Below are 25,022 nucleotides of genomic sequence, written 5' to 3'. Positions count from 1 at the left end.
CCGTCACCAGCCGAACGAGCGGTCGACGGCGTCCAGAACCCGGTCCAGGTCCGGCAGGAACTCCTCCTCCAGCCGCGACGCCGGGTAGGGCACGTCGTAGCCGGTCACCCGCAGGACGGGCGCCTCGAGCGAGTAGAAGCAGTTCTCGGTGATCCGGGCGGCGATCTCGGCGCCGAGACCACCGTTGCCCTGTGCCTCGTGCACGATCACGGCGCGGCCGGTCCGCTTGACGGACTCGAAGATCACCGGGTAGTCGATCGGGGAGAGCGAGCGCAGGTCGATGACCTCCAGCTCACGGCCGTCCTCGGCCGCCGCGGTGGCGGCGTCGAGAGCCACCCGGACCATCGGGCCGTACGCGAGCAGCGTCGCGTCCGTGCCCGGCCGGAGCACCTTGGCCGAGTGCAGCGGGTACGCCTGGTCGAGCGGGGCGTCGAGGTCGACCTCGCCCTTCTCCCAGTAGCGCCGCTTCGGCTCGAAGAAGATCACCGGATCGTCGGAGGCGATGGCCTGCTGGAGCATCGTGTATGCGTCGGCCGGGTTGGAGCAGCTCACGACCTTGAGGCCGGGGGTGTGCGCGAAATACGCCTCGGGCGACTCGGAGTGGTGCTCGACCGCGCCGATGCCGCCACCGAACGGGATCCGGATGGTGATCGGCAGCCGCAGCTTGCCCCGGGAGCGGTAGTGCATCTTCGCGACCTGGGAGACGATCTGGTTGTACGCCGGGAACACGAAACCGTCGAACTGGATCTCGCAGACCGGCCGGAACCCGCGGATGGCCAGGCCGACCGCGGTGCCGACGATGCCGGCCTCGGCCAGCGGGGTGTCGATGACCCGGTCGTCGCCGAAGTCCTTCTGCAGGGCGTCGGTGATCCGGAACACGCCTCCGAGCTTGCCGACGTCCTCGCCCATGATCACGACCTTGGGGTCGTTCTCCAGAGCGCGGCGCAGGCCGTGGTTTAGGGCCTTGCCCAGGGTGGTCGTCTCAGCCATCAGTGCCCACTCCCCTCGAAGGACGCCTGGTACTCGGTGAAGGCGGCGCGCTGCGCGTCGATCTCCGGCGAGCCGTTGGGATAGACGTGATCGAAAAGGGTCACGGGTTGTGGATCAGGCATCGCCAGCACCCGCTCTCGCAGGTCGAGGGCCTGCTTCTGCGCGTCCGCGTCGACCTCGGTGAAGAAGTCCTTCTTGGCGATCTTCTGCTTGGTGAGGAAGGCCTTGAGCCGGCTGATCGGGTCCTTCGCCTTCCAGGACTCGACCTCACTCGCGATGCGGTAGCGGGTCGGGTCGTCGGAGCTGGTGTGCGCGCCCATCCGGTAGGTGTACGCCTCGATCAGGGTCGGCCCCTGGCCGTTGCGGGCATTGTCCAGTGCCGACCGGGTCACCGCGTACGTGGCCAGCACGTCGTTGCCGTCCACCCGGATGCCGGGGAAGCCGTAGCCGCCGGCCCGCTGGTAGAGCGGCACGCGGGTCTGGCGCTCCAGGGGCTCGGAGATCGCGTACTGGTTGTTCTGGCAGAAGAAGACGATCGGGGCGTTGAACACGCCCGACCAGACGAACGACTCGTTGACCTCGCCCTGGCTGGTCGCGCCGTCACCGAAGTAGGCGATCACGGCCTCACCCTCGGGCGTGCCGGTCTTGCCGTCCATCGTGACGCCCATGGCGTAGCCGGTCGCGTGCAGCGTCTGCGAGCCGATCACGATCGTGTACTGGTTGAACTTGAATTCGTTCGGGTCCCAGCCGCCCTGATCGACACCGCGGAACAGGCCGAACGGCATGATCGGGTCGATTCCCCGGCAGTAGAGGACCCCGTGCTCGCGGTAGGTCGGGAAGGCCATGTCCTGCGGGCGCAGCGCCCGGCCGGAACCGACCTGCGCCGCCTCCTGGCCCAGCAGGCTGGCCCAGATGCCCAGTTCACCCTGTCGTTGCAGAGCGACCGCCTCGGTGTCGAGGCGGCGGACGGTGACCAGATCCCGATAGAGGTCGCGATACTCCTCATCGGTGAAATCGACGGAGTACGTCGTCCCGTCGGCGGTCGTGACGCTGTCGACACGCTCGCCGTCGGGGGTCAGTAGTTGGACGAAGCCGCCGGCCGGGACATCGGTCCCCGCCACGCTCTCGCCTTTCGCCATCCGTGTCTCCTGTTTCCTCGTTGCGCCCGCGGCGGGTGTTGCCCGGCCACGCGGCTGACCTCTTCAAGGTGCCGCGCCTGGCCCGGGTCTGGGTTGCCGCGCGGCATACTCCGGCTGTCGCCGGGACGGCTGCCCTGGCCCCGCTGATCGGCGGTGGCGGCAGCGGCAGTGCCGTCGTCCCCATCCTGACAGAGAGAGTGAGCGGCGTTACAGCCTGCGTAGATCACGAATCCAGATTTCTGCGGTACATCGTTAAGGGTATTTGTCTGATTTAGATGCTTTTGTGCCAGCGATCCGGACGAATAGCCCACACGCGCCGCTGCCGAAAGCGCCATGCCTCGTTCATCCCCAATGACCGGAACGGATCCAAGTTGATCTTTTGGTTTGGGGGATCCACGCGTGCCGCACCTGCCCGACGACGACTATGCGCCGCCCCCCAAGGTGCTGCGCAAGCGCCTCAACGGGGTGTACCGCGAGGATCTGGGCTTCTCCGGCCCCACCCGGCGGTACGTGCTCACGGTCGCCATGCTCGTCGGCCTCGCCTCGGTGCCGACCCTCGCCGTCCTCACCACCGGATCCAGCGAGATCACCGGCGACGACCGGCCGGGGGCCATGGAGGTGCCGTTCCTCCCGCCACCCTCCACCGGTCCGGTGCGGCCCGCGCCCATCGATCCGGATCCCGCCCCAGCACCGTCGACGTCCCTTTCAAAATCACCACCACGTGGGTACGGCCAAAGCACCCGCGAACCCACGCCGGCCGGCCCGTCAGCCCCCGGGAGTGCCGAGAACCCTGACTCTGCCTCGCCCGGGAAGGGCTCGCCCTCCTCGACCAGTCCGGTGCCGTCCCGGACCAGCGCCACCTCTCGTCCGGCTCCGCCTCGCAAACCCACCGGCACCCGCACCGTGCCGCCTCGCGACGCCGCCTCACACCGGCCCGTGTCGCCCGGGGGCCCGCCCCCACACCGGCCCGACACGTCGCGCGATTCCGCTCCGGACCGTCATGTGGCGCCCCGGATTCCGGTCGTGCCGGATCTGCCGGTCGTGCCGGAGGAGGACCGGATTCCCGAGCCGGTGCTGCCCGGCGACTTCCCGACCGTGCCCGGCCTGCCCGAGGTGCCGGACGAGCCCGATTCCGACCGTCGTGAATCCGACCCGAACGGTTCCGGACGTCCGGAAAGGGGTACCCGCGACCGAGATGGGCGCAATGATCGCGCTCATTCCAACAATTCGGACGAGCCACCGGTGCAACCTCGTCGACGGAAACCCGCCTGCGAGAACGCCACCGCACCGCACGAGCGGTCCGGCCGGCGTCATACCGACCCCACGACCAGCAGCTCACGCCCGGCCGGGGACCCGCCCCGGCGCGACACCGAGTCGTCCCGTTCCGCAGTTCACGAAAGCCGGTCATCGGACCGGCCCCGGCACAGTCGGAGGTCAGCAGTGGCCGATCGCCCGTACAACATCCGCTCGTCCCGGATCCTGGAGCAGAATCATGGCGGAGGCGACCTCAACGTCGTGCGCCGGCTGTTGACCGACTCCAACTCCGAGGAGAACCGGCTCGCGAACCGGCCCTACCGCGGCCAGCACCGTGCCGAGCACACGAACTACCCGGACGAGCGCGGTGCCTCCTACGACCGCAGCTCCCGGGTCGGCCGGCACCACGCCGAACCCAACCCGGACGCCCCCTACATCAATCGCCGCTGACCCCACAGCCGGGGTCACTCGTCTCGGTTGGCCTCGAGCCAGGCGTCGATGGCGGCCGAGTCGCTCGGGTCGACACCCTCGGCGATGAGCTGCGCCACCGCCGCCGTGGCCGGGCTGCGTCGTTCGCCGGTGGTGTAGAGCCGGGCGAACTCCGGGATCAGCTCCTCCATCGCGGTCTCGATCTCCTGTGCCGCGGCCTCGGGCAGGCCGCGCCGCCGGGTCGCATACGCCGACCAGGCGCGGACCACCCGCGGCATCATGGCCGCGTCGTCCAGGTCGAGGACGGCCCGCCGGTGCACCCAGTCGAGCAGGAACAGTCCCGCGACGGCCGGGCTCCAGCGCAGCGGATCACCGCCGGGCAGGGTCATCGCGTGATCCAGCACGAGGCCGAGGCAGAAGTCGAGGGAGGCGCCGTCCGGCGTGACGGTCGAACCGGTGGGCAGCTCGAACCGGACCGCTTCCGGCGCGGCCAGGAAGTCCCGGACCAGGTCGGTGCCGTCCGGTCCGGCCGGTTCGGCGAGCGGCGGCGTGGTCACCGCCGGCAGCAGTGAGATCCGGGCCGCCGCCAGCGCCCGGTCGGTGGCCAGCGAACCGTCCGCCGGCAGATCGCCGAGCTCATCGGTGACCCGCAGGTGCCGGCCCACCTCGTCGCGGAGACGGCCCGGGTCCTCACTGCGGAACCAGGTCAGCTCATCGCCGGCACAGATCTCGCGCACCTGATCGAGCAGGGTGCCGGCCGAGGTGGCGACGAAAACGTCCTTGGTGATGCCGATGTTGTGGTCGACGAGAGCCACCACCGCGTGGTCCGGCCCGCCGTCGGAACCGTCGTCGTAGGCGAAGGTGACCAGGTAGGACGTCTGATCGCCGTAGACATCGCCGTACGCCCAGCAGCCGGTGGGCCGGACCCGCCCGAGCTGGGCGGCCCAGACCGGCGCGTCCGGGGCGTGACCCACCACGGCCGCGCCGTCGGCGTCCGGGACCAGCGCGGCGAACACCTCGCGGATGGTCGTGGTGGCCGGGCTGTCCGGATCGGTGGTCGCCGTGAGGAACCGGCCCACGAAGTCGCGGACCGCCTCGGCACGGTCGTCGAGGGCCACCGCGTAGACGCTGCCGAGCAGCGCGGTACCGAGCATCTCGGCGTCGAGCGCGCAGCCGAGTTTCGTGACGTCACGGGCTGCGTGCAGCACGGCGTCGTACACCGTTCGGGGCGCGGACATGCCGCGAGCCTACGCCCGCGGCACCCAGTGGACCTACTCCGAACGCACGACGCTGAGCGCTTCCCTCGCCTGGGCGTAGGCGTTGAGGACCTCCCGCACCGGAGCCACCACGTGCGCACGCCCGACCTCGGTGACCGACGCCCGCAAACGCTGTTCGGCCCGGCGTCGTGCCCGTCGCGCGCCGGCTTCGATGACCGGCTTGAGGATCAGCCACAGCAGCAGACCACCGGCCAGACCGGCGAGGAGCAGCAGGGTTGGCAACGGGACGACACCGACCTCGGGGTTGTCGAGTTCGGGCAGGCCGAGAGCGGACAGCGCGTACCCCAGGATGAGCCAGCCGAGTCCGGCCGCCGCGGTCGCGAGCAGCACCCACTGCAGGATGCCGACCACCCGCCACCAGACCGGTGGCTTCTCCAGGCCGAGGTCGGTCTGCGCGACGGCCCGGTCGAGCGCGTCCGGCAGGTCGGCGGCCTTGGATCGGGCCGCGCTGTTGAGCGCCGGGGACCACACCTCCGGCAGCGGTGCCGCGGCGCGGGACGCCACGGCGCGCACCGACAGGCCCACCGCCGACTTCTGCGCGGCGTCGGCCTCCGGCACCGAGGTACGCGGAACGACATCCGTGGACACCGAGTCGGTCTTGATCGGCTCGGCGAGGTGCAGCCGGCGCAGCGGGTCGGGCCGCAGCTTCCGCAGCCCCCGCACCAGCGGCCAGCCGGTCGCCGCCGCGGCCCGGTGCCGGTATGAGCCCGCGGTCGAGTCGGCCACGGCCGGCACTCCGGCGGAGTCGGCGAGCGCGTCGCACAGCTGCCGCACGGTCGTCCGGTCGACCTCGTCCTCGGCGGCCGGTGGCCCGATCATGGAGCCGAGTTCCTCGCCCACCAAGTCCAGGTCGGCGCTGAGCCGGCGCAGCGCGGCCTGCCGGTTCGCCACCGTGCCCTCCAGGGCGGTCCGCAGCTCGCTGAGCATGCCCGGCTGCTTGGCCGAGGTGGCGATGACGGGTGTCCCGGTGAGCCCGTCCTCGGTCAGGAGACGGGTCAGGTCGGCCAGGACCACCTCGGTGTCGCCGGGGCTGAGCCGGTCGGCCTGGTTGAGGACCACGATGGTGACCCCGGCGTGCGAGGCGAACTGGGAGAGGTACGCCTGGTGCAGCACCCGGTCGCCGTACTTCTGCGGATCGACCACCCAGACGATCTGGTCGACCAGGCCGAGCAGCCGGTCCACCTCGAGCTGATGAGCGCGTTCGATCGAGTCGAAGTCGGGCAGGTCGAGCAGGACCAGCCCACGCAGCGAGGCCTCGTCGTCGCCGTCCAGAGCGCTCTCCCGGACGAACCGCTGCCGCGGCAGCACGCCGACCCAGTCGAGCAGACGGTTCGCCGGTTCCAGCGGGCCCCAGACGACGGCGTGTGCTGTGCCGGTGGTCGGACGGCGTACGCCGACCGGCGACAGCTTGAACCGGGCCAGCGCGTTGAACAGGCTCGACTTGCCGCTGCCGGTGCTGCCGGCGAGCGCGACCACGGTGTGGTCGAGGGAGAGCGTGAGCCGGCCGCTGGCGCGTTCGACGAGCGTGTGGGCGGCCACCAGCTCGCCGTCGGGCAGGTAGGGGTCGGCCACCCGCAGGAACCGGGCCAGCGCCTCCAGCCGGCGGGTCAGGGAGTCCGCGTCGACAGAGTCGTTGCGTTCCTTCTGTACCAAGTTCATGACCCGGACCCGGTCAAAGCGAGTTCCTTCCTGGCGTTCTCCACCTCAGCGGCGGCTTGGCGCAGAAGCGTGCCATGCGACGTCTCGAGGCGTACCGGCGAGGTCCGTTCGGTGAATCGGGCGGTCTCGGCGGCGAACAGTTTCTCGACCCGGTCGAGCAGCTCGGTGCGGGCCTTGGTGGCGAGGGTGCGGATGGCCTGGTCGCCGAAGACGGCTTCGAGGACCTTCTGTGCGGCGACGGCACTGCCGGCGCCGGCAGCGACCTCCAGGCCGGTGGGGATGAAGGCGGTCGCGGTGAAGACCGCGATCATGACGGCGAGTCCGGCCCCGTTCACCGCGTACGCGGCACCGCGTGCCACCGCGCGCTTGTCGGACGCCTCGGAGCGGACGAGTTCGAGAACCCATTGCTGCCAGTCGCGGACCAGGCGGTCGGCGCGCTGCGGCAGGTCGGCGGACGCGTGCTGGAGGTCCGGTTCGAGCAGGGCGGCTCCGGCCGGGTGGGCCTGCCACGCGGCGTATGCCTGTTCGGCAGCGTCCGCAGCGACCCCGCGCAGGAGCGTGACCAGCTGGGACTCGAGCGCCACGCGCAGGTTCTGGCCGGGTGCGGCGCGCCCGCTGAGGGCGGCGAAGAACCGGTCGCGCAGGTGTCCCACCCGGGATTCGAGGTTACGGATCAGGTCACCGGTGCCGACGTACTCCTGCCAGCGGGCCAGGACCTCGCCGCGGAGCAGCCGGCCGTCGCGGAGTCCCTCCTCGACGGTGGTCCGGGCGGTGCGGTAGGCGGCTTCGACCCGCTCGTCGAGTCCCTGTGCGGTGCGGATCTGTTCGTCGGCGGCTTCGGCGAGCCCGTCGAGCGCCGGGCCGAGAGCGTTGAGCGCGCCGTCGAGGGTCTGGCGGACGACCGTGTTGCGGGCGCCGGCGTCCCCGGCCAGCTGGGCGAACCAGATCCGCATCGGCCCGATCGCCGAGTCGGGCAGGAGGCCGCGCTGATCCAATTCGGTCTCGGGCAGCACGAATAGCGGCGCGTTGCCGAGGTCTTTGGCGGTCAGCATCTCACCCAGGTGGGCGGCGATCTCGGCGACGGCGTCGACGGGGGTCCGGTCGAGGACCAGCGCGATCACCGTGCCGCGCAGCTTGGCGGTGGTCAGCAGTTCCCATGGGACGGCGTCGGCGTACCGCGCCGCCGTGGTGACGAAGAGCCACAGGTCGGCTGCCGCCAGCAACTGGGCGGCGAGTTTGCGGTTCTGGTCGACCACCGAGTCGACGTCGGGGGCGTCCAGCAGGGCCAGTCCCGGTCCGATCGTCGGTGTGGCGACCACCTGGAGGACGTCCGCCGCGGTGCTGGACTCGCCGGTGCGGGTCAGGCCGGGCAGCAGTCCGCCTCGGCCGAACCACTGGACGTCGTCGGGGTGGGTCACCAGCACCGGTGACCGTGTGGTCGGCCGGAGCACGCCGGCCGTACTCACCGGGGCTTGAACCAGGCTGTTGACCAGGGTCGACTTACCGGCTCCGGTGGACCCGCCGACGACCACCAGCAAGGGTGCGTCAAGGCGTGCCAGGCGTGGGAGCAGATAGTCCTCGAGCTGGGCGGTCAGGGCCGAACCGACTCGCCGGGCCTCGTCCGCGGAGGGGAGGACCAGGGGGTACGAGACCGCGCCGAGCGCCGAGCGCAATCGGCTCAGGGCCGTCGCCAGACGTCCGACAGCGGGTGGCGCTTCGACCGGTTCGGGGCGGTTTCCGTGGTTTTCCGGACGGATCGGGCTCGCCCCCGTACGCTCTGGTAGGCCACCTGTGGCCATGCTGACCTGGTTCTTCTCATCCGATTGGGCGGGGACGGCGGATAGGGCCGACGGACCGACCGCGTCTCCGTGCGTCGTCACGGGTAAAGCGTGCCTGATCTATGCATCCAGGACAACGGGTGCCGGTATGCCGTGACCTGACAGGTATGTGTCGGTGCGCTCTCTCAGCACCGCCTTGCGCCCGGGTGGCTCAACTTCGATTTGACGGTGTGCGAGGCCGTGGCATCATTGAGTCTGTTCCACTCAACCTTCGTACGCGAAACCAAGCTGTGAGAAGCGAGGACCACCCATGGCACGTGCGGTCGGCATCGACCTCGGCACCACGAACTCCTGCGTCAGCGTTCTGGAAGGAGGCGAGCCCACCGTCATCGCCAACGCGGAGGGCTCACGGACGACTCCGTCGATCGTCGCCTTCGCCCGCAACGGCGAGGTGCTCGTCGGTGAGGTCGCCAAGCGTCAGGCGGTGACGAACCCCGACCGGACCATCCGCTCGGTCAAGCGGGAGATCGGCACCAGCTGGTCGATGGACATCGACGGCAAGCAGTACAACCCGCAGGAGATCTCCGCGCGGGTGCTGATGAAGCTGAAGCGGGACGCCGAGGCGTACCTGGGTGAGCAGATCACCGACGCCGTCATCACCGTCCCGGCGTACTTTAACGACGCGCAGCGCACCGCGACCAAGGAGGCCGGCGAGGTCGCGGGTCTCAACGTTCTGCGCATCGTCAACGAGCCCACCGCCGCCGCCCTGGCGTACGGGCTCGACAAGGGCTCCAAGGAGCAGACCGTCCTGGTCTTCGACCTCGGCGGCGGCACCTTCGACGTCTCGCTGCTCGAGCTCGGCGACGGCGTCATCGAGGTCAAGTCGACCTCCGGTGACAACCACCTGGGCGGCGACGACTGGGACCAGCGGGTCATCGACCACCTGGTCAAGACCTTCCGCGGCGAGCACGGCATCGACCTCTCCCAGGACAAGATGGCCCTGCAGCGTCTGCGCGAGGCGGCCGAGAAGGCCAAGATCGAGCTGTCCGCCGCGAGCACGACCAGCATCAACCTGCCCTACATCACCGCGGGGGCGAACGGCCCGCTGCACCTGGACACGTCGCTGAGCCGCGCCGAGTTCCAGCGGATGACGCAGGACCTGCTGGACCGTTGCAAGGGCCCGTTCGAGGCCGCGATCAACGACGCCGGCGTCAAGCTCTCCGACATCGACCACGTCATCCTGGTCGGCGGCTCGACGCGTATGCCGGCCGTCACCGAGCTGGTGCAGAGCCTGATCGGCCGCGAGCCGAACAAGGGCGTGAACCCGGACGAGGTCGTGGCCGTCGGCGCCGCGCTCCAGGCCGGTGTCCTCAAGGGCGAGGTCAAGGACGTCCTGCTGCTCGATGTCACCCCGCTGTCGCTGGGCATCGAGACCAAGGGCGGCATCATGCACAAGCTGGTGGAGCGCAACACCACCATCCCGGCGCACCGCTCCGAGGTCTACACCACGGCCGACGACAACCAGCCCTCCGTGCTGATCCAGGTCTACCAGGGTGAGCGCGAGATGGCGGCGAGCAACAAGAAGCTCGGCACCTTCGAGCTCAGCGGCATCGCCCCGGCGCCCCGCGGCGTCCCGCAGATCGAGGTCTCCTTCGACATCGACGCGAACGGCATCGTGCACGTGTCCGCCAAGGACCTGGGCACGGGCAAGGAGCAGAAGATGACGATCACCGGTGGCTCCGCGCTGCCGAAGGAAGACATCGAGCGCATGATGCGCGACGCTCAGGAGCACGCGGACGACGACAAGAAGCGTCGCGAGGACGCGGAGACCCGCAACCTGGCCGAGCAGTTGCAGTGGCAGACCGAGAAGTTCCTGGCGGAGAGCGGCGACAAGCTCCCCGAGGACAGCAAGAACAAGATCGGTGAGGCCCTCGGCGAGCTGCGTGGCGCGCTGGGCGGCACGGACATCGAGAAGATCAAGTCGGCCCACGAGCGTCTGTCGCAGGTCTCCCAGGAGGCCGGTTCGGCGCTCTACTCGCAGGGTGAGGCGCCGCAGGCGGCTGCGGGCGGCGCTCCCGGCGGTGCGACCGGTGGCCCGGCCGCCGGCGGTGACGACGTGGTCGACGCCGAGATCGTGGAGGACGACAAGAAGTGAGTGCCAAGGACGACGACAACGACGGCCTCGAGGCCGAGCGGGAAGTCATCCAGGGCGAGATCGATTCGACGGCCGAGGAGACTCCCGCCGAGGAGCCGGTGCTGAAGAAGGCCGGCGCACACCGTGCACCCGAGGAGGACGAGGCCTCGGCGGCCGGGGACGGCAAGTCCGCCCTCGGTGCCGAGTTGGAGGCCCTGCGCAACGAGCTGGAGGAGCGGACCCACGACCTCCAGCGCGTGACGGCGGAGTACGCCAACTACCGCAAGCGGGTCGATCGCGACCGGGGTGCCGCGGCCGAGCAGACCACCGGCAAGGTGCTCACCGACCTGCTGCCGGTCCTGGACGACATCGACCGGGCCCGGGAGCACGGTGACCTGGTGGGCCCGTTCGCCTCGGTGGCCGAGCAGCTCACCGCGGTGACCGGCAAGCTGGGTCTGGCGGCCTTCGGGGAGAAGGGTGACCCCTTCGACCCCAATCGCCACGAGGCGGTCGCGCACCAGACGTCCGCGGACGTCGACGAGCCGACCTGCGTCGAGGTGATGCGCCGTGGCTACACACTGGGCGAGCGTCTGCTGCGCCCGGCAATGGTCGCGGTCGCCGATCCGGAGTGAGATCAGTGACCTGTGCCCCGCTCGCCGATCACCGGCGGGCGGGGCGTCGCAGACAAGTCGAGGAGGTGGACTGAATGAGCTCGAAGGACTGGCTCGAGAAGGACTTCTACGCCGTGCTCGGTGTAACCCGGTCCGCCTCCCCCGACGAGATCAAGAAGGCGTACCGGAAGCTCGCCCGCGATCTCCATCCCGACCGGAATCCCGGTAACAAGGAGGCGGAGGAGAAGTTCAAGGCCGCCTCCGAGGCCTATGACGTGCTCGCCGACGACAAGAAGCGCAAAGAGTACGACGAGATGCGCTCGCTGTTCGGCTCGGGCGCGTTCCGGCGCGGAGCCCGTACCGGCGGCGGTGGTACCCAGTTCGACCCGTCGGACCTGTTCGGCGGCTTCGCCGGCGCGGCCGGCGGAGCGGGGGCGGACCGGCGGTTCGGTGGCTCGGGCTTCTCCGACATCTTCAGCTCGATCTTCTCCGGTGGGCAGGCGGGTGGGCCCGGACCGGCCGGCGCCGCCCGGCGCGGGCCGCAGCGCGGGCGCGACGTGGAGACCGAGGTGACCCTCGACTTCGCGCAGGCCGTCCGCGGGACGACGCTGCCGCTGTCCCTGCGGACGCCGGGTGCCTGCGACACCTGCCGGGGCAGTGGCGCCAAACCGGGTACGACACCGCGGTCGTGCGCGAAGTGCCACGGCACCGGCCTGATCTCCAGCAACCAGGGTTCGTTCAGCTTCTCCGAGCCGTGCCGTGACTGTCAGGGCTCGGGCAGCATCGTGGACGAGAAGTGCCCGGAGTGCCGCGGCACCGGCGGGGTCACCAAGACCCGCACGATCAACGTCAGGTTCCCGGCGGGTGTGGCCGACGGCCAGCGGATCCGGCTCAGCGGCCGGGGCGAGCCGGGTGACCGCAACGGGCCGGCCGGCGACCTGTACGTGCAGGTCAAGGTCCGTCCCGACGACCTGTTCGGGCGCAGCGGCGACGACCTGACCCTGACCGTGCCGATCACGATCGCCGAGGCCGTACTCGGTACCGACCTCAAGGTGCCCACCCTGGACGGCCCGGTCACGCTGCGGGTGCCTCCGGGTACACCGAGCGGCCGGAAACTGCGGGCCCGCGGCAAGGGCGTGGTCCGCAAGGAGGGCCAGGCGGGCGACCTGATCGTCACGGTGGACGTGCAGATCCCGGCCGGGGTGACCGGCGAGGCGCGTGACGTGCTGGAGAAATTCGCGAAACTCACCCCGCCGCCGGCGCGGGAACGCATCGACGCCCGACTGCGCCGGGCTGCCGGTTAGGACCCTCCCGGGAGGTGGCACATGTATGAAGAGATCAGCATCTCGATGGAACAGGCCTCCGACGCGAAGGTTTTGATCATCTCGGTGGCCGCCCGGCTGGCCGGGATGCACCCACAGACGCTCCGGCAGTACGACCGGCTCGGGCTGGTGCAGCCCGGCCGGGCCGGCGGAGGTGGCAGGCGGTACAGCGAACGTGACGTGGCCCTGCTCCGCGAGGTGCAGCGGCTCAGCCAGGAGGACGGCGTCAACCTGGCCGGCATCAAGCGCATCATCGGCCTGGAGCAGCTGGTCAGCGACCTGCAGCAGCGGGTGGCCGAGCTGGAGCAGGAACTCGAGTCGGCGTACACCCGGATGGCCCAGATGGAGGCGATGAGCAGCCCGTACGCGGGCCGCGATCTCGTCCGTCAGGAGACCCACTCGACGGCTCTGGTGGTGTGGCGGCCGCGCAGGTCGCCGGACAGATAACGAACGGCGGCCCCTCATGAGGGGCCGCCGTCACTACGTGTAGTTATTGCCGCATCACTCCGGGTGACTCAGCGGCGATTGAACAGGCCCAGCCGGCGCGGGTAGCGCACCAGGCCGCCCTCCATCCAGTCGTGGTGGTCGAAGAGCTCCGGCCGGGTCATGAGGACCCGGCAGTTGTGCGCCCAGATCTGCATCGGCTCGTCGCCGACCTCCTCCGCGCGCTCGACGTACTTCTTGAGCCGGCGCTTGCGCTGCCCGCTCGCGTTCTGCCGCAGACCGTCCGCAGCGTAGATGTACATGCAGTGCTGTGCGAACCGGCGGGCCGGGCACTGCCGGTCCATCGCCAGTTCGAAGAGTGTCGGCCCGAGCACGTCGCCGGAGATCAGCAGATCCCAGTCTTTCGGCATCGTGTGCAGGGGAACCGACTCGGGGTTGTATGCCCATGCCTGCAACTCGTCAGGACGAGGATCGACAGGGTTCCCGAAACCGAGGAATGTAGCTTCACGCACGCTCACGCCGCCGCCTCACTCAACCGTTCGCAGTACGGCAAACGTCACCCGCTGGCCATAGTGGCGAACGTCCCAATACTCAGAGTCGTCGCCGCGCAACGGTAGCGTGTGGCGTCGTTCAACGGAAGTGTCAAGGCTTCACATTCAGATACCGGACAGTAACTTTGGGCTTTTTCAATGGAGACGCAGGTCACTCCGGTGATGGAAGAGGCTTCTGAGCTGCCCGTTGAGCTGCCATCCGTTTCCGGATCAACTCCTTGAACCAGGCGTAGTCGGGCAGTCGCGCAAGCAGCGGCCCGGTCACCACCGTGATCAACACGTAGGCCGTGGCGAGCGGGGCGAGCCGGGAATCAACGCCGTAGGCCACCGCGAGGCCGGCGATGACGACCGAGAACTCGCCGCGCGGCATCAGCGCCAGGCCGGCGCGGATCCGGCCGGGTAGCGCGATGTTCGCGCGGCGTGCCGCCAGGTAGCCGGTGAGGACCTTCGTGGCCATGGTGAGCAGGGCCAGGCCGAGTGCCGGCAGCAGCACCGGCGGGATGTCGGACGGGTTGGTGGAGAGACCGAAGAAGACGAAGAACACCGCGGCGAACAGGTCGCGCAGCGGCGTGAGCATCTGGGTGGCGTGGTGCGCCACCGGGCCGGAGATGGCGATGCCCACCAGGAACGCCCCGACCGCCTCGGACACCTTGAGCTCCCCGGCCACCCCGGCGATGAACAGCGTCAGCCCGAGCACGCTGAGCAGCAGTGCCTCCGGATCCTTCACCGACATGAACCGGCTGATCTCACCGCCGTACCGGATGGCCACGACCAGGACCGCGACCACCGTGACCACCGCGACGCTCAGGGTGCTGAGCCCGCTGGCCAGACCGAGCCCGGCCAGTACGGCGGTCAGCACCGGCAGGTAGAAGGCCATCGCGAGATCCTCGATGACCAGCACCGAGAGGATCACCGGGGTCTCGCGGTTACCGACCCGCCCCAGGTCGCCGAGCACCTTGGCGATCACGCCGGACGACGACACCCAGGTGATGCCGGCCAGCGCCAGTGCGGCCTTCCAATCCCAGCCGAGCAGCAGCGCGAACGCGGCCCCGGGCAGAGCGTTGAGCAGCATGTCGATCAGACCGGCAGGCGCTGACTGTCGCATGTTGCCGACCAGTTCGTCGGCGGAGTACTCCAGGCCGAGCATCACCAGCAGCAGCACCACGCCGATCTGGGCGCCGACCGCGGTGAACTCCTCGCTGGCACGCAGCGACACCAGACCGCCCTGGCCGAACGCCAGGCCGGCCAGCAGATAGAGCGGAATCGGGGACAGGCCGAAGCGACGGCCCAACCGGCCGAGCATCCCGAGGCCGAACAGCAGCGCGCCGATCTCGATTAGCAGGATCGTCGTGTGATGTTCCACCGCGGTCAGCCGTCGTCGTCGCCGGCCAGGATGGCGGTGACGCCGTCCAGGCCGTGCCGGGTCCCGACCGCCACCACCACGTCGTTCGCCTCGAAACGGAACTCCGGGCCCGGCGAGGCGATCACCTCACGGTCGCGGAGCACGGCCACGATGGAGGCGCTGGTACGGCTACGCGCCTGGGTGTCGCCCAGTTTCCGCCCCACGAACGGGGAGCCGGCCGGCAACGCGATCTGCTCCGTGAGCAGACCGGCCGCCTGCTGCCGGAGACCGGCGAGCTGGCCCAGCATGAGCGAGGCGCCGAGCACGTCGGCCAGCGCCTCCGCCTCGTCGTCGGTGAGCGGTATCGAGGCCAGGCTCGAGTCGGGATCGTCCACGTCGTACAGGACCAGGTCGCGCCGCCCGTTGCGATGCGACACCACCCCGACTGTCCGGCCCGATGAGGTCACCAGGTCATGGCGGACGCCGATTCCCGGCAGCGGAGTCTGTTCCACCCGTACGCGCACGATCTCTACGTTAGCCGTCAGTGCGTCCCGGCACGTCTTCAACAGGACGAAGTTCCGGTTCCGGGACCGCCGGGCGGGCGCGCGAGGCGGGCGGCCGGAACACCAGCAGCAGGATGAGGCCGAAAGCGGTCAGACCCAGATTCAAGCCGTACGCCAGACGGAAGCCGAACTCCTGGGCGAGGCCGAAGAGCGGCGCCGACAGGATCTGCCCGATCGGGAAGGTGTTGGCGAACATCGTGCTGGCCCTGCCCGGATAGCGGGGCATCAGGTCCTGGAAGTAGGTGATGCCCAGCCCGGAGGCGGCCGCGATCAGGACGGCGTTCGGGATCTGGGCGACCGCCAGCATCCAGACCGACGACGCGGAGTAGACGAGTGCCTGGTACAGGACTCCGCAGGCGGCGCCGACCAGGATGATCCGGCGCAGCGGGACCCGGGTGGAGAGCCAGCCGAAGCCGAGCATGAGCGGGATCTCCAGTGCCGCGCACAGACCGAGGATCAGGCCGACGTCACTGACCTCGCCGTTCAGCTCGGAGCTGACGAACAGCGGCATGGCCTGGACACTGAGCACCATGGAGGTCTGCATCGTGATGAAGCCGACCAGGATCGGGTAGACCACCCACGGCACCCGGCCGGAACCCTCCTCGCTGTCCCGGGACGCGGCCGGAGCCTCGACCTCGGGCAGCCAGCGGACCACGCACAGGGCCGCGATCAAATACATGACGGCCGCGGTGCCGTAGACGTACTGGAAGTCGCCGGCCTCCAGGAGGAAGGCGGCCAGTGTGGGACCGCCGACCCAGGCGATCGAGAAGACGGTACGCAGCGTGCTGATTCCCATGGCGGTTCGCTGGGGATCGTCGTTCTGGAGCACCTGACGGGCGTACGCGAAGGATTGTGGGAAGAGTGAGCCGGCGATCGCCATGGCCGTGGCGGTGAGCGCGAGCAGCACCCAGTAGTCCCGCACGAAGGCGGTGGCACCGCTGGCGGCACAGCCGGCGAGTGCCGCGACGATCAGCAGGGTGCGCCGCATCGGCCGGCGGTCGGAGACCCGGCCGATGGCCCAGGACACCGCCACGCCGGAGAGCGAGGCGGTCACGAGGAAGAAGGTGACCTGGAGCGGCCCGGCGTCGACCGCCGTGCTCAGGAACAGGCCGAGGAATGGCCCGACCACCGCGGTGGCGATGCCGACGGTGAGAAAGACCAGGCCGAGGGGGAGTAACCGGCGGTACAGCGACACGACTCCTGACGTTACGGGTTCTTTCCTGATAGCGGCGCGGGGTGGTGGTGACCGTCACCGTGTCACGAAGGCTGCGTGGGCGCGCTAAAGTTGAGCGCGCTACGCTCAAGTCTGCACAACCCGGTTGGGATCCGATCAGGGGAGCTCATGAACGCCGAACGCTGGACCACCAAGAGCCGCGAAGTGATAACCGCCGCGGCCGCCGACGCGGGTCGCCGCGGGCACGCCACGGTCGAGCCGTGGCACCTGTTGCAGGCGCTGCTGGACACCGGCGGTTCCACCGCCACCGCTCTGCTGCGAGCCGTCGGGGCCAACCCGGCCGACATCCGCCGGGCCGCGGTCCGGGTGATCGAGCAGCTGCCGTCGGCCCGTGGCGCGAGCACCGTCGAGCCCGGCCTCTCCCGCGAATTCGCGAACGCGGTCGGGTCGGCCGAGCTGATCGCCACGCCGCTCGGCGACGAGTATGTGTCGACCGAGCACCTGCTGGCCGGCCTGGCCCGGGTCGGCGGCGCGGTGTCCGAGCTGCTCAAGACCGCCGGTGCCACCGAGGAGGCGCTGACCGCGGCCTTCCCGCAGGTGCGCGGCGGGGACCGTCGGGTCACCACGCCCGATCCCGAGCAGACCTACAAGTCGCTGGAGAAGTACAGCGTCGACCTGACCTCCCTGGCCCGGGACGGCAAGATCGACCCGGTGATCGGGCGGGACGCCGAGATTCGCCGCGTCGTGCAGGTGCTGTCCCGGCGTACCAAGAACAACCCGGTCCTGATCGGCGAGCCCGGAGTCGGCAAGACCGCGATCGTGGAGGGCCTGGCCCAGCGGATCGTGGCTGGTGACGTTCCCGAGACGCTGCGCGACAAGAAGCTCGTCTCCCTCGACCTGGGCGCCATGGTCGCCGGCGCGCAGTACCGCGGCCAGTTCGAGGAGCGCCTGAAGAGCGTGCTCGAGGAGATCCGCAACTCCAACGGGCAGGTCGTGACCTTCCTCGACGAGCTGCACACGGTCGTCGGCGCCGGCAAGGGCGAGGGCTCGATGGACGCCGGCAACATGCTCAAGCCGATGCTGGCCCGCGGTGAGCTGCGGATGGTCGGCGCCACCACCCTCGACGAGTATCGCGAACACATCGAGAAGGACCCGGCCCTGGAGCGCCGGTTCCAGCCGGTCGTGGTCGGCGAGCCGACCGTCGAGGACACGATCGGCATCCTGCGCGGCCTCAAGGGACGTTACGAGGCGCACCACAGGGTGCAGATCACCGATGCGGCACTGGTCGCGGCCGCCAGTCTCTCCGACCGCTACATCAGCGACCGGTTCCTGCCGGACAAGGCGATCGACCTGATCGACGAGGCCGCCTCCCGGCTCCGCATGGAGATCGACTCCCGCCCGGTCGAGCTGGACCAGCTCCAGCGGCAGGTCGACCGGATGCGGGTGGAGAAACTCGCGCTGGAGAAGGAGACCGACCCGGCCTCGGTGGCCCGCCTGGAGAAGCTGGAACGCGATCTCGCCGATCGCGAGGAGGAGCTGACCTCCCTCAACGCCCGCTGGGAACGCGAGCGCGGCGGCCTGAACCGGGTCGGTGAGCTCAAGAAGCAGCTCGACGAGGCGAAGGCCGCCCAGGAGCGGGCCCAGCGCGACGGCGACCTGCTCGAGGCCTCCCGCCTGCTCTACGAGGTCATCCCGGCGCTGGAGAAGGAGATCGAGGTCGCGGCCGCCTCCGAGGAGGAGGACGCCGAGCCGCCGATGGTCAAGGAGGAGGTCGGCGCCGACGACATCGCCGAGGTCGTCTCCTCGTGGACCGGTATTCCGGCCGGCCGGATGATGGAGGGCGAGACCGCCAAGCTGCTGCGCATGGAGGAGACGCTGGCCGGCAAGGTGATCGGCCAGCGCGAGGCGATCGAGGCGGTGGCCGGAGCCGTACGCCGGGCGCGTGCCGGCATCGCCGACCCGGATCGGCCGACCGGCAGCTTCCTCTTCCTCGGTCCCACCGGCGTCGGCAAGACCGAGCTGGTCAAGGCGCTGGCCGGCTTCCTCTTCGACGACGAGCGGGCGATGGTCCGCATCGACATGAGTGAGTACGGCGAGAAGCACTCGGTGGCACGGCTGGTCGGAGCCCCGCCCGGCTACATCGGGTACGAGGAGGGTGGCCAGCTCACCGAGGCCGTGCGGCGCCGCCCGTACAGCGTGGTGTTGCTGGACGAGGTGGAGAAGGCCCACCCCGACGTCTTCGATCTGCTGCTGCAGGTGCTCGACGACGGCCGCCTCACCGACGGCCAGGGCCGGACGGTCGACTTCCGCAACGCGATCCTGGTGCTCACCTCGAACCTCGGCTCGGCCAACTCCGACTTCACCATGAGCGACGAGGAACGTCACGACGAGGTGCTGGCCGCGGTCCGGGCGCACTTCAAGCCGGAGTTCCTGAACCGGCTCGACGACATCGTGGTGTTCCACGCCCTCACCAAGGAGAACCTGGTCGCGATCGTCGACATCCAGCTGGCCCGGCTCCGGGCGCGGCTGGCCGAGCGGCGTCTCACCCTCGAGGTGACCCGGGCGGCGGCGGACTGGCTGGGCGAGCACGGGTACGACCCGATCTACGGCGCCCGGCCGCTGCGGCGGCTGATCCAGTCGTCGATCGGTGATCTGCTGGCCAAGGCACTGCTGGCCGGCAAGATCCGGGACGGTGACACCGTGTGGGTGGATCTGGGCGATGCCAAGGAAGGCCTCACGATCCGCTGAGCGGCGGATATGAAAGGGCCCCGAGTCTCCCCGGGGCCCTTTCACGTCTACTTGTCAGCCTCCCGCTGCCGGTAGGCCTGTGTCATCAGTACATCCGTGATGGCGTGCTCGCCGTCCGCGGACCAGATCCGTATGCCGTTGCGATGGAGTTGATACCGGACGTCTTTGAATCTCGTCCGGGTGTCGTCATGGTGAACGATGTCCAGGGTGTCGGCGTGGGGCATGGGACTCACCGGTCCTTGTCAGGTCTGGGGCGGCCGCGGTGTGGTCACGCGGCCGGCGTGATCGGAAGGGCGCCGTCAGCCGGTCTGCCTCGGCCCCGGATCGAAGTGCGCGGGGCGGGCGACTCGTGCGGGCACGGCGTGCCGCTGGAGCCTGTTGCTTCCAGGGGGACGCCACGTCATCGAAGTTTAGGGGGCCGCGTCCAGGGTTGCCGACCCCCGAACGAGCGATGGTTTGCGGTCATTTGGGGCCATCACTGCCTGATGTTGTCACATCGTCGCGAAGAGTGCGGCTCGGTCGCGGGATCTGGCGTCCGGCAGATACCGTGAATTGATCAATAGGAGGGCACCGTGACCGTACCGGCATTTCCGGTCCCGAATCCGGCGGCGCCGAGTCGCCCGGCGACGGTGACCATTTCATCAGCGCTCATCTTTCTCGTCGTCGCCATGCAGCTCCTGAGCGCCGGCGTGGTCATCGCGATCTCGGGCACGCTCGCCGAGGCGTACCAGGACGCCGTCGAGCTGGAGACCTCGCAGGCGGTCGCCGACATCGGCTCGATCGTCCGGATCACCTACATCTTCATGGCAGTCGTCTACGTGCTGATCGCGATCGGCATGACCACGCTGGCGCTGCTCAACAACCGGGGCAAGAACGCGTCACGGATCCTGACCTGGGTCTTCGGCGGTCTCGGGCTCTGCTGCAACTCGATCAGCCTGAGCCTCACGGCGGCGGGCGGGCTCGCCTTCAGCGGTGCCGGACAGGGGGTCGACCAGGGCCAGGTCGAGGAGCGCGTCGCCGAGGCGCTCCCGGGGTGGTTCAACGTGCTCATGACGACGAGCACCGCGCTGACCGTGCTCGGTCTTCTCGGCGCGATCGTGCTGCTCGCCCTCCCGCCCTCGAACGAGTGGTTCCGCCGGCCGGCCGCGTGGAACCCGGCGATGCCGTTCCAGCCGTACCCGGGACAGGCCGCCTACCCGGGACAGCCCGCGTATCCGGCACAGCCCGGCTACCCGCAGCAGCCCGGACAGCCCGGCACGCACGCCCAGCCGGCCTATCCGCCGCCGCCCAGCCACTTCGGATCCCCTCAGCAGTACGGCCAGCCGGGTGAGCCCGCGCCGGGACTGCCGACCACCTACACGCCGACCCCCGCGCCGGTGCAGTCGAACCCGTGGGCCCCGCAGCCGACCCCGTCGTCACCGGAGCCGCCGTCCGACCCGTGGGCCGCCCAGCCCGCCGCGGAGCCGCCGTCTCCTCCGGCGGCCGCCGAGCCGGCATCCGCACCGCCCGCTGCCGGGCAGCCGCCCGCCACAGAGCCTCCGTCCGCGCCGCCCGCCACAGAGCCGCCGTCGTCGCCGTCCGCCGCGGAGCCTCCGTCCCCGCCGCCCGCGGCGGAGCCACCGTCCCCGCCGTCCGGCGGTGACCAGGGCGGCGACCCGCCACAGCGGCCCGCCTCCGGCCCCTCCTGATCTCTTCCGGACCGGTCCATCCCGCGGGGTGGGCCGGTCCGCCCACTTACCGGCCCGGTACGCGATAGGTTCTTGCCAGCCGAACCCGCGGGAGCATCGATGTCGTACGCGATCCAGCCGCCGCCCGTCGCCGCGCCGCCGGCCACGCGCCGGCCCGTCGCCGTCAACATGGCGGCAGCCCTGCTCTGGACCATGGCCGCAGCCGGGCTGGTCTATGCGATCGGCATGGTCGCGGTCACTCCCGGGGTGGTCGGCCGATTCCGGGACGCGGTGGCCGGCTCCACCGTCGTGGACAACTTCGTCACCGTGATCTGGCTGGTCGCCGCACTGTCCCTGGTGCTGGGTCTGCTCGTGGTGGCCCTGTTCGTGGTGCTCGGCATCGCACTGCGCCGGGGTAGCCGGCTGGCACGCGGCATCACCCTGGGAGTGTGCGGACTCGGTCTGCTCACCGGATTCGGGACTCTGGCCGTGCTGGCGGTGCAGCGGGCCGGTGAGGCCACTCCCGGGACGCTGAGCGAGGCGTTGAACCAGGCTTACCCGAACGGATGGATCGTGCTGAACGTCGCCGTGGCCGCCGCTCAGGTGATCGCCTACCTCGTGGTGGGCGTCCTGGTGCTGACGGCGCCGAGTGCGTTCTTCGGCGGCGCTGCGGGTTATGTGACGCCGGTCAATTCCGTGTCACCCGAGTGGGGCAGCCCACAAACGAAGCCTTTTGTTACCGGCGGGTCCGAACACGATCAGTTCTCGGATGTGACCGCTTCGCCGAAGTCCACACCGAACCCAGAAGACGAGTACTGGTCACGACCGCACGAGTGAGCGGTTCCGTATCGACGACTGTGGGTCACACGAACGGGTACGGTCCGTTTCTGTCGCTGTCACCCGATCGGCTGTCCGGATAGATCTAGATCGGCCGGACGGTGGGTGTTTTCGCCCGTACGGACAAACGTGATTTGGTGCCTTCACAGGACCTTCACAGTCCAGCGACCAGGTGATCCTGAGGGTCGCCCGAGTACCGTGCAGGTGTTAGGTGCTTTGAGCAGCATCTATGGTCTGAGGAAGGGTCGAGATCGGATGCAGGATCGGTAAACCTTGTTTACAGAGGCCCCCAAAGTCCCGCGTCAATAGTTCCGTTCCGTCCTGCCGGGGCGAAAGATTCCGGTTTTCGTACAGCCAGTACGCTCGATGTCATGAGAGCACGGCACGACCTGGGTAAATTCATCACTGAATTGTCCGTCGCGCAGCGTGGCGTCGTGCTTTCATCGGGTCGTGGGGGTGGTGACGAACTGATGATCGCGCAGTGTGGCGTGATGGTCTCGACGCGTTCCGTGCCGAGTCATCGTCGAGGATCTGTGTGGCGAACAAATCGACGAATTGACAATGTGGTCCGCCTCACTCCGACGGCGGGGATCGAGACCTCGACACGGATGGGTAGCGACCAGATGGCGGCTGAGGCGTTGCAGGAGGCAGAGACCGAAGTCGTCATCGCACGAACGGTGGACCCGGGCGAAGGTGTCCGGTCGACCGACCCGGCGATCGATGTCGGCCTTACGGCCTGAAAGTTAGCCGGTTCGTTCCTGCTCACATGCAGGAGAATCGATGCAGTTGGTGGAAGGATGGAGATCGTGGGAACTGCGTTGGCGGAAATGACCATGCCTCAGATCTCGCCGCTTGCCGGCGAGCCTATTGAACGCGCTGACGCTGAGCGCCTGGCGGGAGTGCTTAAGGCGCTCGCCGACCCGGCTCGGCTACGGCTGCTGAGCCTCATTCAGTCCGCGACGGACGGCGAGGCTTGTGTCTGCGACCTGACGGCTCCCCTGGGCCTTTCGCAGCCCACTGTGAGTCATCACCTTCGGATCCTGACCGAGGCGGGTCTGCTCGAGCGGGAGAAGCGGGGAGTGTGGGCCTACTACCGGCTCGTGCCGACCGCGATCGCGACGATCGCGGACCTGTTGACCCCGCCGCGGAAGCGGGCCACCAAGAAGGCCCGCTGAATCGCAGAGCACGCGGCAACGCCTGGCGTCACTGACTATGGGGGCGTGACGCCAGGCCGAGGACCCCGGCCCACGGACGGGTCGGCGGACCTGAGGAGGAACGGGTGAACTACGTCCCCGGTGACCTGCGCGACCAGCTCGCGCATGTGGGTTACGACGTGGTGCAGGCGGGCCTCGTGTGTGGATCGGGCGGCAACCTGTCCGCCCGCATTCCCGACGAGGACGCCATCTGGGTGACCGCGAGCGGGACCTGGCTGGAACGGCTCAGCCGCAAGGATTTCGCCGCGGTGCGGGTCTCCGACGGGGCCCCGGCCACCGTCGGCGCCATCCCGCTGCCACGGATCGAGCCGACCAGTGAGCTGGCTCTGCATCTCGCGCTCTACCGGGCCAGGCCGGACGTCAACGCGGTGGTGCACCTGCATCCGCAGACGGCCCTGCTGCTCGACGCTCTGGGTGAGCACATCCGGATCGTGACCACGGACCATGCGTACTACCTGCGGCGGGTGTCGACCGTGCCGTTCCGGCTGCCGGGCAGCACCGAACTCGCCGCACTGACCGCCGCGATGGCGGCCGACGGCACCGACTGCCTGGTGCTCAGCCAGCACGGCTGTGTGGTGATGGGCGACTCCGTCGAGCTCGCGCACAAGCGGGCACGCAACCTGGAGGAGGCCGCGTCACTGACGTACAGGGCTCTGACGGCCGGTCGGCTGGAGAACCTCCGGGAGTGCCCGGAGGAGTTCCTGGACCGGCTCTCCGGGAACGCCGCCGTCACGGTGTGAGCAAGCCACGAAAAAGGCCGGCCCGACGGGCCGGCCTTTCGTGTTCTCCAGCTCAGCTCCGCGGCCACTGCTGGTCGTCGTAGGACTGGGGCGAGCCGTACTGCTGCGACGGGTACTGCTGCTGCGGCGGGTACTGCTGTTGGGACGGGTACTGCTGCTGGGGCGGGTACTGCGGCTGCTGCTGCGGCGGGTAGGCCGGCTGCTGGGGCGGGTACGCCTGCGGGGTGGGCTGGTAGCCCTGCTGCGGGTACGCGGGCTGCTGCGGGGCCGCCTGCTGCTGCTGGTGGTGGTTGTGGTCGAAGTGCTCGTGGTACTCCTCGCGGGCGGCGTCGGCGAGGCCCGCGACGCTCGCGGCGGCGACCACGCCGATCGCGGTGGCCGGCTCCGCGGTCTTCAGGCCGTGCTTCTTGGCCTTCCGCTCCCGGAGGATCTCGATGAGGATCGGCAGCACCGAGACCAGCACGATCAGGACCACGACCGGCAGGATGTAGCGGTCGATCTTGTCGCCGATGGCCGCGTAGATCTGCTCGGCCAGCAGGTAGCCGATCAGGATGATGCCGTCGGTCCAGAGGATCGCGCCGACCACGTTCCAGAGGAAGAACTGCTTGGCAGGCATGCCCAGGGTGCCGGCGACCGGGTTGAGGAACGTCCGCACGATCGGGATGAAGCGTGCCAGCACGACGGCCTTGGCCGGGCCGAACTTCTCGAAGTAGTACTCCGCCTTCTCGACGTACTCCTTCTTGAACAGTTTCGAGTCGGGCTTGTCGAACATCCGCCGCCCGTACTTGGCGCCCAGCCAGTGGCCGAACTGGGCGCCGATGATGGCACAGATCGGCGCCCCGATCAGCAGGCCGACGATCGAGATCTGGGCGCCCTCACCGAAGATCGAGTTGGCCACCTCGGAGGCAGCCACGCCCGCCAGGAACAGCAGGGAGTCCCCTGGGAAGAAGAAGCCGACCAGCAGGCCGGTCTCCGCGAAGAGGATCGCAAGGACACCCGGTAACCCGAAGGCGCTGAGCAGGTCCTTCGGGTCCAGCGGGTTCAGGGCGAGCGGCTCGGTGAGCGCTTGGATGTCCACGAGGAGCCAGGGTACCGGCCCACTCAAGGCCGGTACCTGTATGAATCCTGTGCACTCCGGGGAGTGACTCG

At 69.5% G+C, this 25,022-nt stretch carries 20 protein-coding genes and 1 pseudogene; 11 read left to right on the top strand and 10 right to left on the bottom strand.

Going from position 1 to position 25,022, the window contains the following annotated elements:
* Positions 1-3: 3 nt before the first annotated feature.
* The gene (locus CLV67_RS38765; RefSeq protein WP_170154173.1) at positions 4-993 is read right to left on the bottom strand and encodes an alpha-ketoacid dehydrogenase subunit beta; all 990 of its coding nucleotides are present in this window, start codon (positions 991-993) and stop codon (positions 4-6) included.
* Positions 990-2,129, bottom strand: a complete 1,140-nt coding sequence (gene pdhA, locus CLV67_RS38760) for a pyruvate dehydrogenase (acetyl-transferring) E1 component subunit alpha (RefSeq protein ID WP_106327725.1) — start codon at positions 2,127-2,129, stop codon at positions 990-992. The genes CLV67_RS38765 and pdhA overlap by 4 nt, the downstream gene beginning before the upstream one ends.
* Positions 2,130-2,528: 399 nt before the next feature.
* Here pdhA and CLV67_RS51365 point away from each other — a divergent pair, with 399 nt between their 5' ends.
* Positions 2,529-3,833, top strand: coding sequence for a hypothetical protein (locus CLV67_RS51365; protein ID WP_146169463.1), 1,305 nt, complete (start codon positions 2,529-2,531; stop codon positions 3,831-3,833).
* Positions 3,834-3,847: 14 nt separating this feature from the next.
* On the opposite strand, the gene CLV67_RS38740 is transcribed toward CLV67_RS51365, so the two are convergent.
* Genes CLV67_RS38740 through CLV67_RS38730 form a run of 3 tightly spaced genes read right to left on the bottom strand, consistent with a single transcriptional unit; the run spans position 3,848 to position 8,547 of the window.
* A complete protein-coding gene (locus CLV67_RS38740) occupies positions 3,848-5,050 on the bottom strand; it encodes a hypothetical protein (RefSeq protein ID WP_106327717.1) in 1,203 nt (400 codons plus the stop codon).
* A 33-nt stretch (positions 5,051-5,083) separates the two neighbouring features.
* On the bottom strand, positions 5,084-6,748 hold the full coding sequence (locus CLV67_RS38735; protein WP_106327715.1) for a GTPase: 1,665 nt from the start codon (positions 6,746-6,748) through the stop codon (positions 5,084-5,086).
* Positions 6,745-8,547, bottom strand: a complete 1,803-nt coding sequence (locus tag CLV67_RS38730) for a GTPase domain-containing protein (RefSeq protein WP_146169462.1) — start codon at positions 8,545-8,547, stop codon at positions 6,745-6,747. The genes CLV67_RS38735 and CLV67_RS38730 overlap by 4 nt, the downstream gene beginning before the upstream one ends.
* A 289-nt stretch (positions 8,548-8,836) precedes the next feature.
* On the opposite strand from CLV67_RS38730, the gene dnaK reads away from it, so the two are divergent.
* The 4 genes from dnaK to CLV67_RS38710 all read left to right on the top strand — a co-directional run bounded on the left by dnaK (position 8,837) and on the right by CLV67_RS38710 (position 13,040).
* Complete coding sequence (dnaK, locus tag CLV67_RS38725) at positions 8,837-10,681, top strand: molecular chaperone DnaK (RefSeq protein ID WP_106327713.1); 1,845 nt, start codon at positions 8,837-8,839, stop codon at positions 10,679-10,681.
* Complete coding sequence (grpE, locus tag CLV67_RS38720) at positions 10,678-11,292, top strand: nucleotide exchange factor GrpE (RefSeq protein WP_106327711.1); 615 nt, start codon at positions 10,678-10,680, stop codon at positions 11,290-11,292. The genes dnaK and grpE overlap by 4 nt, the downstream gene beginning before the upstream one ends.
* A 74-nt stretch (positions 11,293-11,366) precedes the next feature.
* Positions 11,367-12,575 carry a molecular chaperone DnaJ gene (gene dnaJ, locus CLV67_RS38715; protein WP_106327709.1) on the top strand — a complete coding sequence of 403 codons (1,209 nt, stop codon included), beginning with the start codon at positions 11,367-11,369 and terminating at the stop codon, positions 12,573-12,575.
* 21 nt (positions 12,576-12,596) lie between these two features.
* On the top strand, positions 12,597-13,040 hold the full coding sequence (locus CLV67_RS38710) for a heat shock protein transcriptional repressor HspR (RefSeq protein ID WP_106327707.1): 444 nt from the start codon (positions 12,597-12,599) through the stop codon (positions 13,038-13,040).
* Between the two features lie 68 nt (positions 13,041-13,108).
* Here CLV67_RS38710 and CLV67_RS38705 read toward each other — a convergent pair whose 3' ends face one another.
* The 4 genes from CLV67_RS38705 to CLV67_RS38690 all read right to left on the bottom strand — a co-directional run bounded on the left by CLV67_RS38705 (position 13,109) and on the right by CLV67_RS38690 (position 16,688).
* Complete coding sequence (locus CLV67_RS38705) at positions 13,109-13,555, bottom strand: hypothetical protein (protein WP_106327705.1); 447 nt, start codon at positions 13,553-13,555, stop codon at positions 13,109-13,111.
* Between the two features lie 184 nt (positions 13,556-13,739).
* On the bottom strand, positions 13,740-14,891 hold the full coding sequence (locus tag CLV67_RS38700) for a cation:proton antiporter (protein WP_239166505.1): 1,152 nt from the start codon (positions 14,889-14,891) through the stop codon (positions 13,740-13,742).
* A 65-nt stretch (positions 14,892-14,956) separates the two neighbouring features.
* Positions 14,957-15,454 (bottom strand): cation:proton antiporter regulatory subunit, encoded by a 498-nt coding sequence (locus CLV67_RS38695; protein WP_106327701.1) that lies wholly within the window; start codon positions 15,452-15,454, stop codon positions 14,957-14,959.
* A gap of 10 nt (positions 15,455-15,464) precedes the next feature.
* On the bottom strand, positions 15,465-16,688 hold the full coding sequence (locus CLV67_RS38690) for a sugar efflux transporter (protein ID WP_106327699.1): 1,224 nt from the start codon (positions 16,686-16,688) through the stop codon (positions 15,465-15,467).
* Positions 16,689-16,835: 147 nt separating this feature from the next.
* Here CLV67_RS38690 and clpB point away from each other — a divergent pair, with 147 nt between their 5' ends.
* The 6 genes from clpB to CLV67_RS38665 all read left to right on the top strand — a co-directional run bounded on the left by clpB (position 16,836) and on the right by CLV67_RS38665 (position 23,873).
* Positions 16,836-19,415: an ATP-dependent chaperone ClpB gene (gene clpB / locus CLV67_RS38685; RefSeq protein WP_106327697.1), complete on the top strand. Its 2,580-nt coding sequence runs from the start codon at positions 16,836-16,838 to the stop codon at positions 19,413-19,415.
* Positions 19,416-20,083: 668 nt separating this feature from the next.
* Positions 20,084-21,103, top strand: coding sequence for a DUF3824 domain-containing protein (locus tag CLV67_RS38680; RefSeq protein WP_106327695.1), 1,020 nt, complete (start codon positions 20,084-20,086; stop codon positions 21,101-21,103).
* Between the two features lie 99 nt (positions 21,104-21,202).
* The gene (locus CLV67_RS38675) at positions 21,203-21,919 is read left to right on the top strand and encodes a hypothetical protein (RefSeq protein WP_106327693.1); all 717 of its coding nucleotides are present in this window, start codon (positions 21,203-21,205) and stop codon (positions 21,917-21,919) included.
* Between the two features lie 371 nt (positions 21,920-22,290).
* Entirely contained in the window at positions 22,291-22,659 is a 369-nt protein-coding gene (locus CLV67_RS51355; RefSeq protein WP_146169460.1) for a hypothetical protein, read from the top strand.
* Positions 22,660-22,716: 57 nt separating this feature from the next.
* The gene (locus tag CLV67_RS38670) at positions 22,717-23,094 is read left to right on the top strand and encodes an ArsR/SmtB family transcription factor (protein ID WP_014440216.1); all 378 of its coding nucleotides are present in this window, start codon (positions 22,717-22,719) and stop codon (positions 23,092-23,094) included.
* 104 nt (positions 23,095-23,198) lie between these two features.
* Positions 23,199-23,873 carry a class II aldolase/adducin family protein gene (locus CLV67_RS38665; RefSeq protein WP_106327691.1) on the top strand — a complete coding sequence of 225 codons (675 nt, stop codon included), beginning with the start codon at positions 23,199-23,201 and terminating at the stop codon, positions 23,871-23,873.
* A 301-nt stretch (positions 23,874-24,174) separates the two neighbouring features.
* On the opposite strand, the pseudogene CLV67_RS38660 reads toward CLV67_RS38665, so the two are convergent.
* Positions 24,175-24,951, bottom strand: a pseudogene (locus tag CLV67_RS38660) (DedA family protein); the annotation flags it as partial.
* Between the last annotated feature and the right edge of the window lie 71 nt (positions 24,952-25,022).

The organism is Actinoplanes italicus, assembly GCF_003001815.1.
In the GTDB taxonomy this organism is placed as follows: Bacteria; Actinomycetota; Actinomycetes; order Mycobacteriales; family Micromonosporaceae; genus Actinoplanes; species Actinoplanes italicus.
Note: the sequence above shows the minus strand (reverse complement) of the source record. Positions and strands in the feature narration are given on the sequence as shown.

Bases quoted from the DNA above. Each gene is read 5' to 3' on its own strand.
- pdhA (WP_106327725.1), bottom strand. From the start codon at position 2,129: ATGGCGAAAGGCGAGAGCGTGGCGGGGACCGATGTCCCGGCCGGCGGC.
- CLV67_RS38740 (WP_106327717.1), bottom strand. From the start codon at position 5,050: ATGTCCGCGCCCCGAACGGTGTACGACGCCGTGCTGCACGCAGCCCGT.
- CLV67_RS38735 (WP_106327715.1), bottom strand. From the start codon at position 6,748: ATGAACTTGGTACAGAAGGAACGCAACGACTCTGTCGACGCGGACTCC.
- CLV67_RS38730 (WP_146169462.1), bottom strand. From the start codon at position 8,547: ATGGCCACAGGTGGCCTACCAGAGCGTACGGGGGCGAGCCCGATCCGT.
- dnaK (WP_106327713.1), top strand. From the start codon at position 8,837: ATGGCACGTGCGGTCGGCATCGACCTCGGCACCACGAACTCCTGCGTC.
- dnaJ (WP_106327709.1), top strand. From the start codon at position 11,367: ATGAGCTCGAAGGACTGGCTCGAGAAGGACTTCTACGCCGTGCTCGGT.
- CLV67_RS38710 (WP_106327707.1), top strand. From the start codon at position 12,597: ATGTATGAAGAGATCAGCATCTCGATGGAACAGGCCTCCGACGCGAAG.
- CLV67_RS38700 (WP_239166505.1), bottom strand. From the start codon at position 14,891: ATGCTCGGCCGGTTGGGCCGTCGCTTCGGCCTGTCCCCGATTCCGCTC.
- clpB (WP_106327697.1), top strand. From the start codon at position 16,836: ATGAACGCCGAACGCTGGACCACCAAGAGCCGCGAAGTGATAACCGCC.
- CLV67_RS38680 (WP_106327695.1), top strand. From the start codon at position 20,084: ATGCAGCTCCTGAGCGCCGGCGTGGTCATCGCGATCTCGGGCACGCTC.
- CLV67_RS38675 (WP_106327693.1), top strand. From the start codon at position 21,203: ATGTCGTACGCGATCCAGCCGCCGCCCGTCGCCGCGCCGCCGGCCACG.
- CLV67_RS51355 (WP_146169460.1), top strand. From the start codon at position 22,291: ATGAGAGCACGGCACGACCTGGGTAAATTCATCACTGAATTGTCCGTC.
- CLV67_RS38670 (WP_014440216.1), top strand. From the start codon at position 22,717: ATGGAGATCGTGGGAACTGCGTTGGCGGAAATGACCATGCCTCAGATC.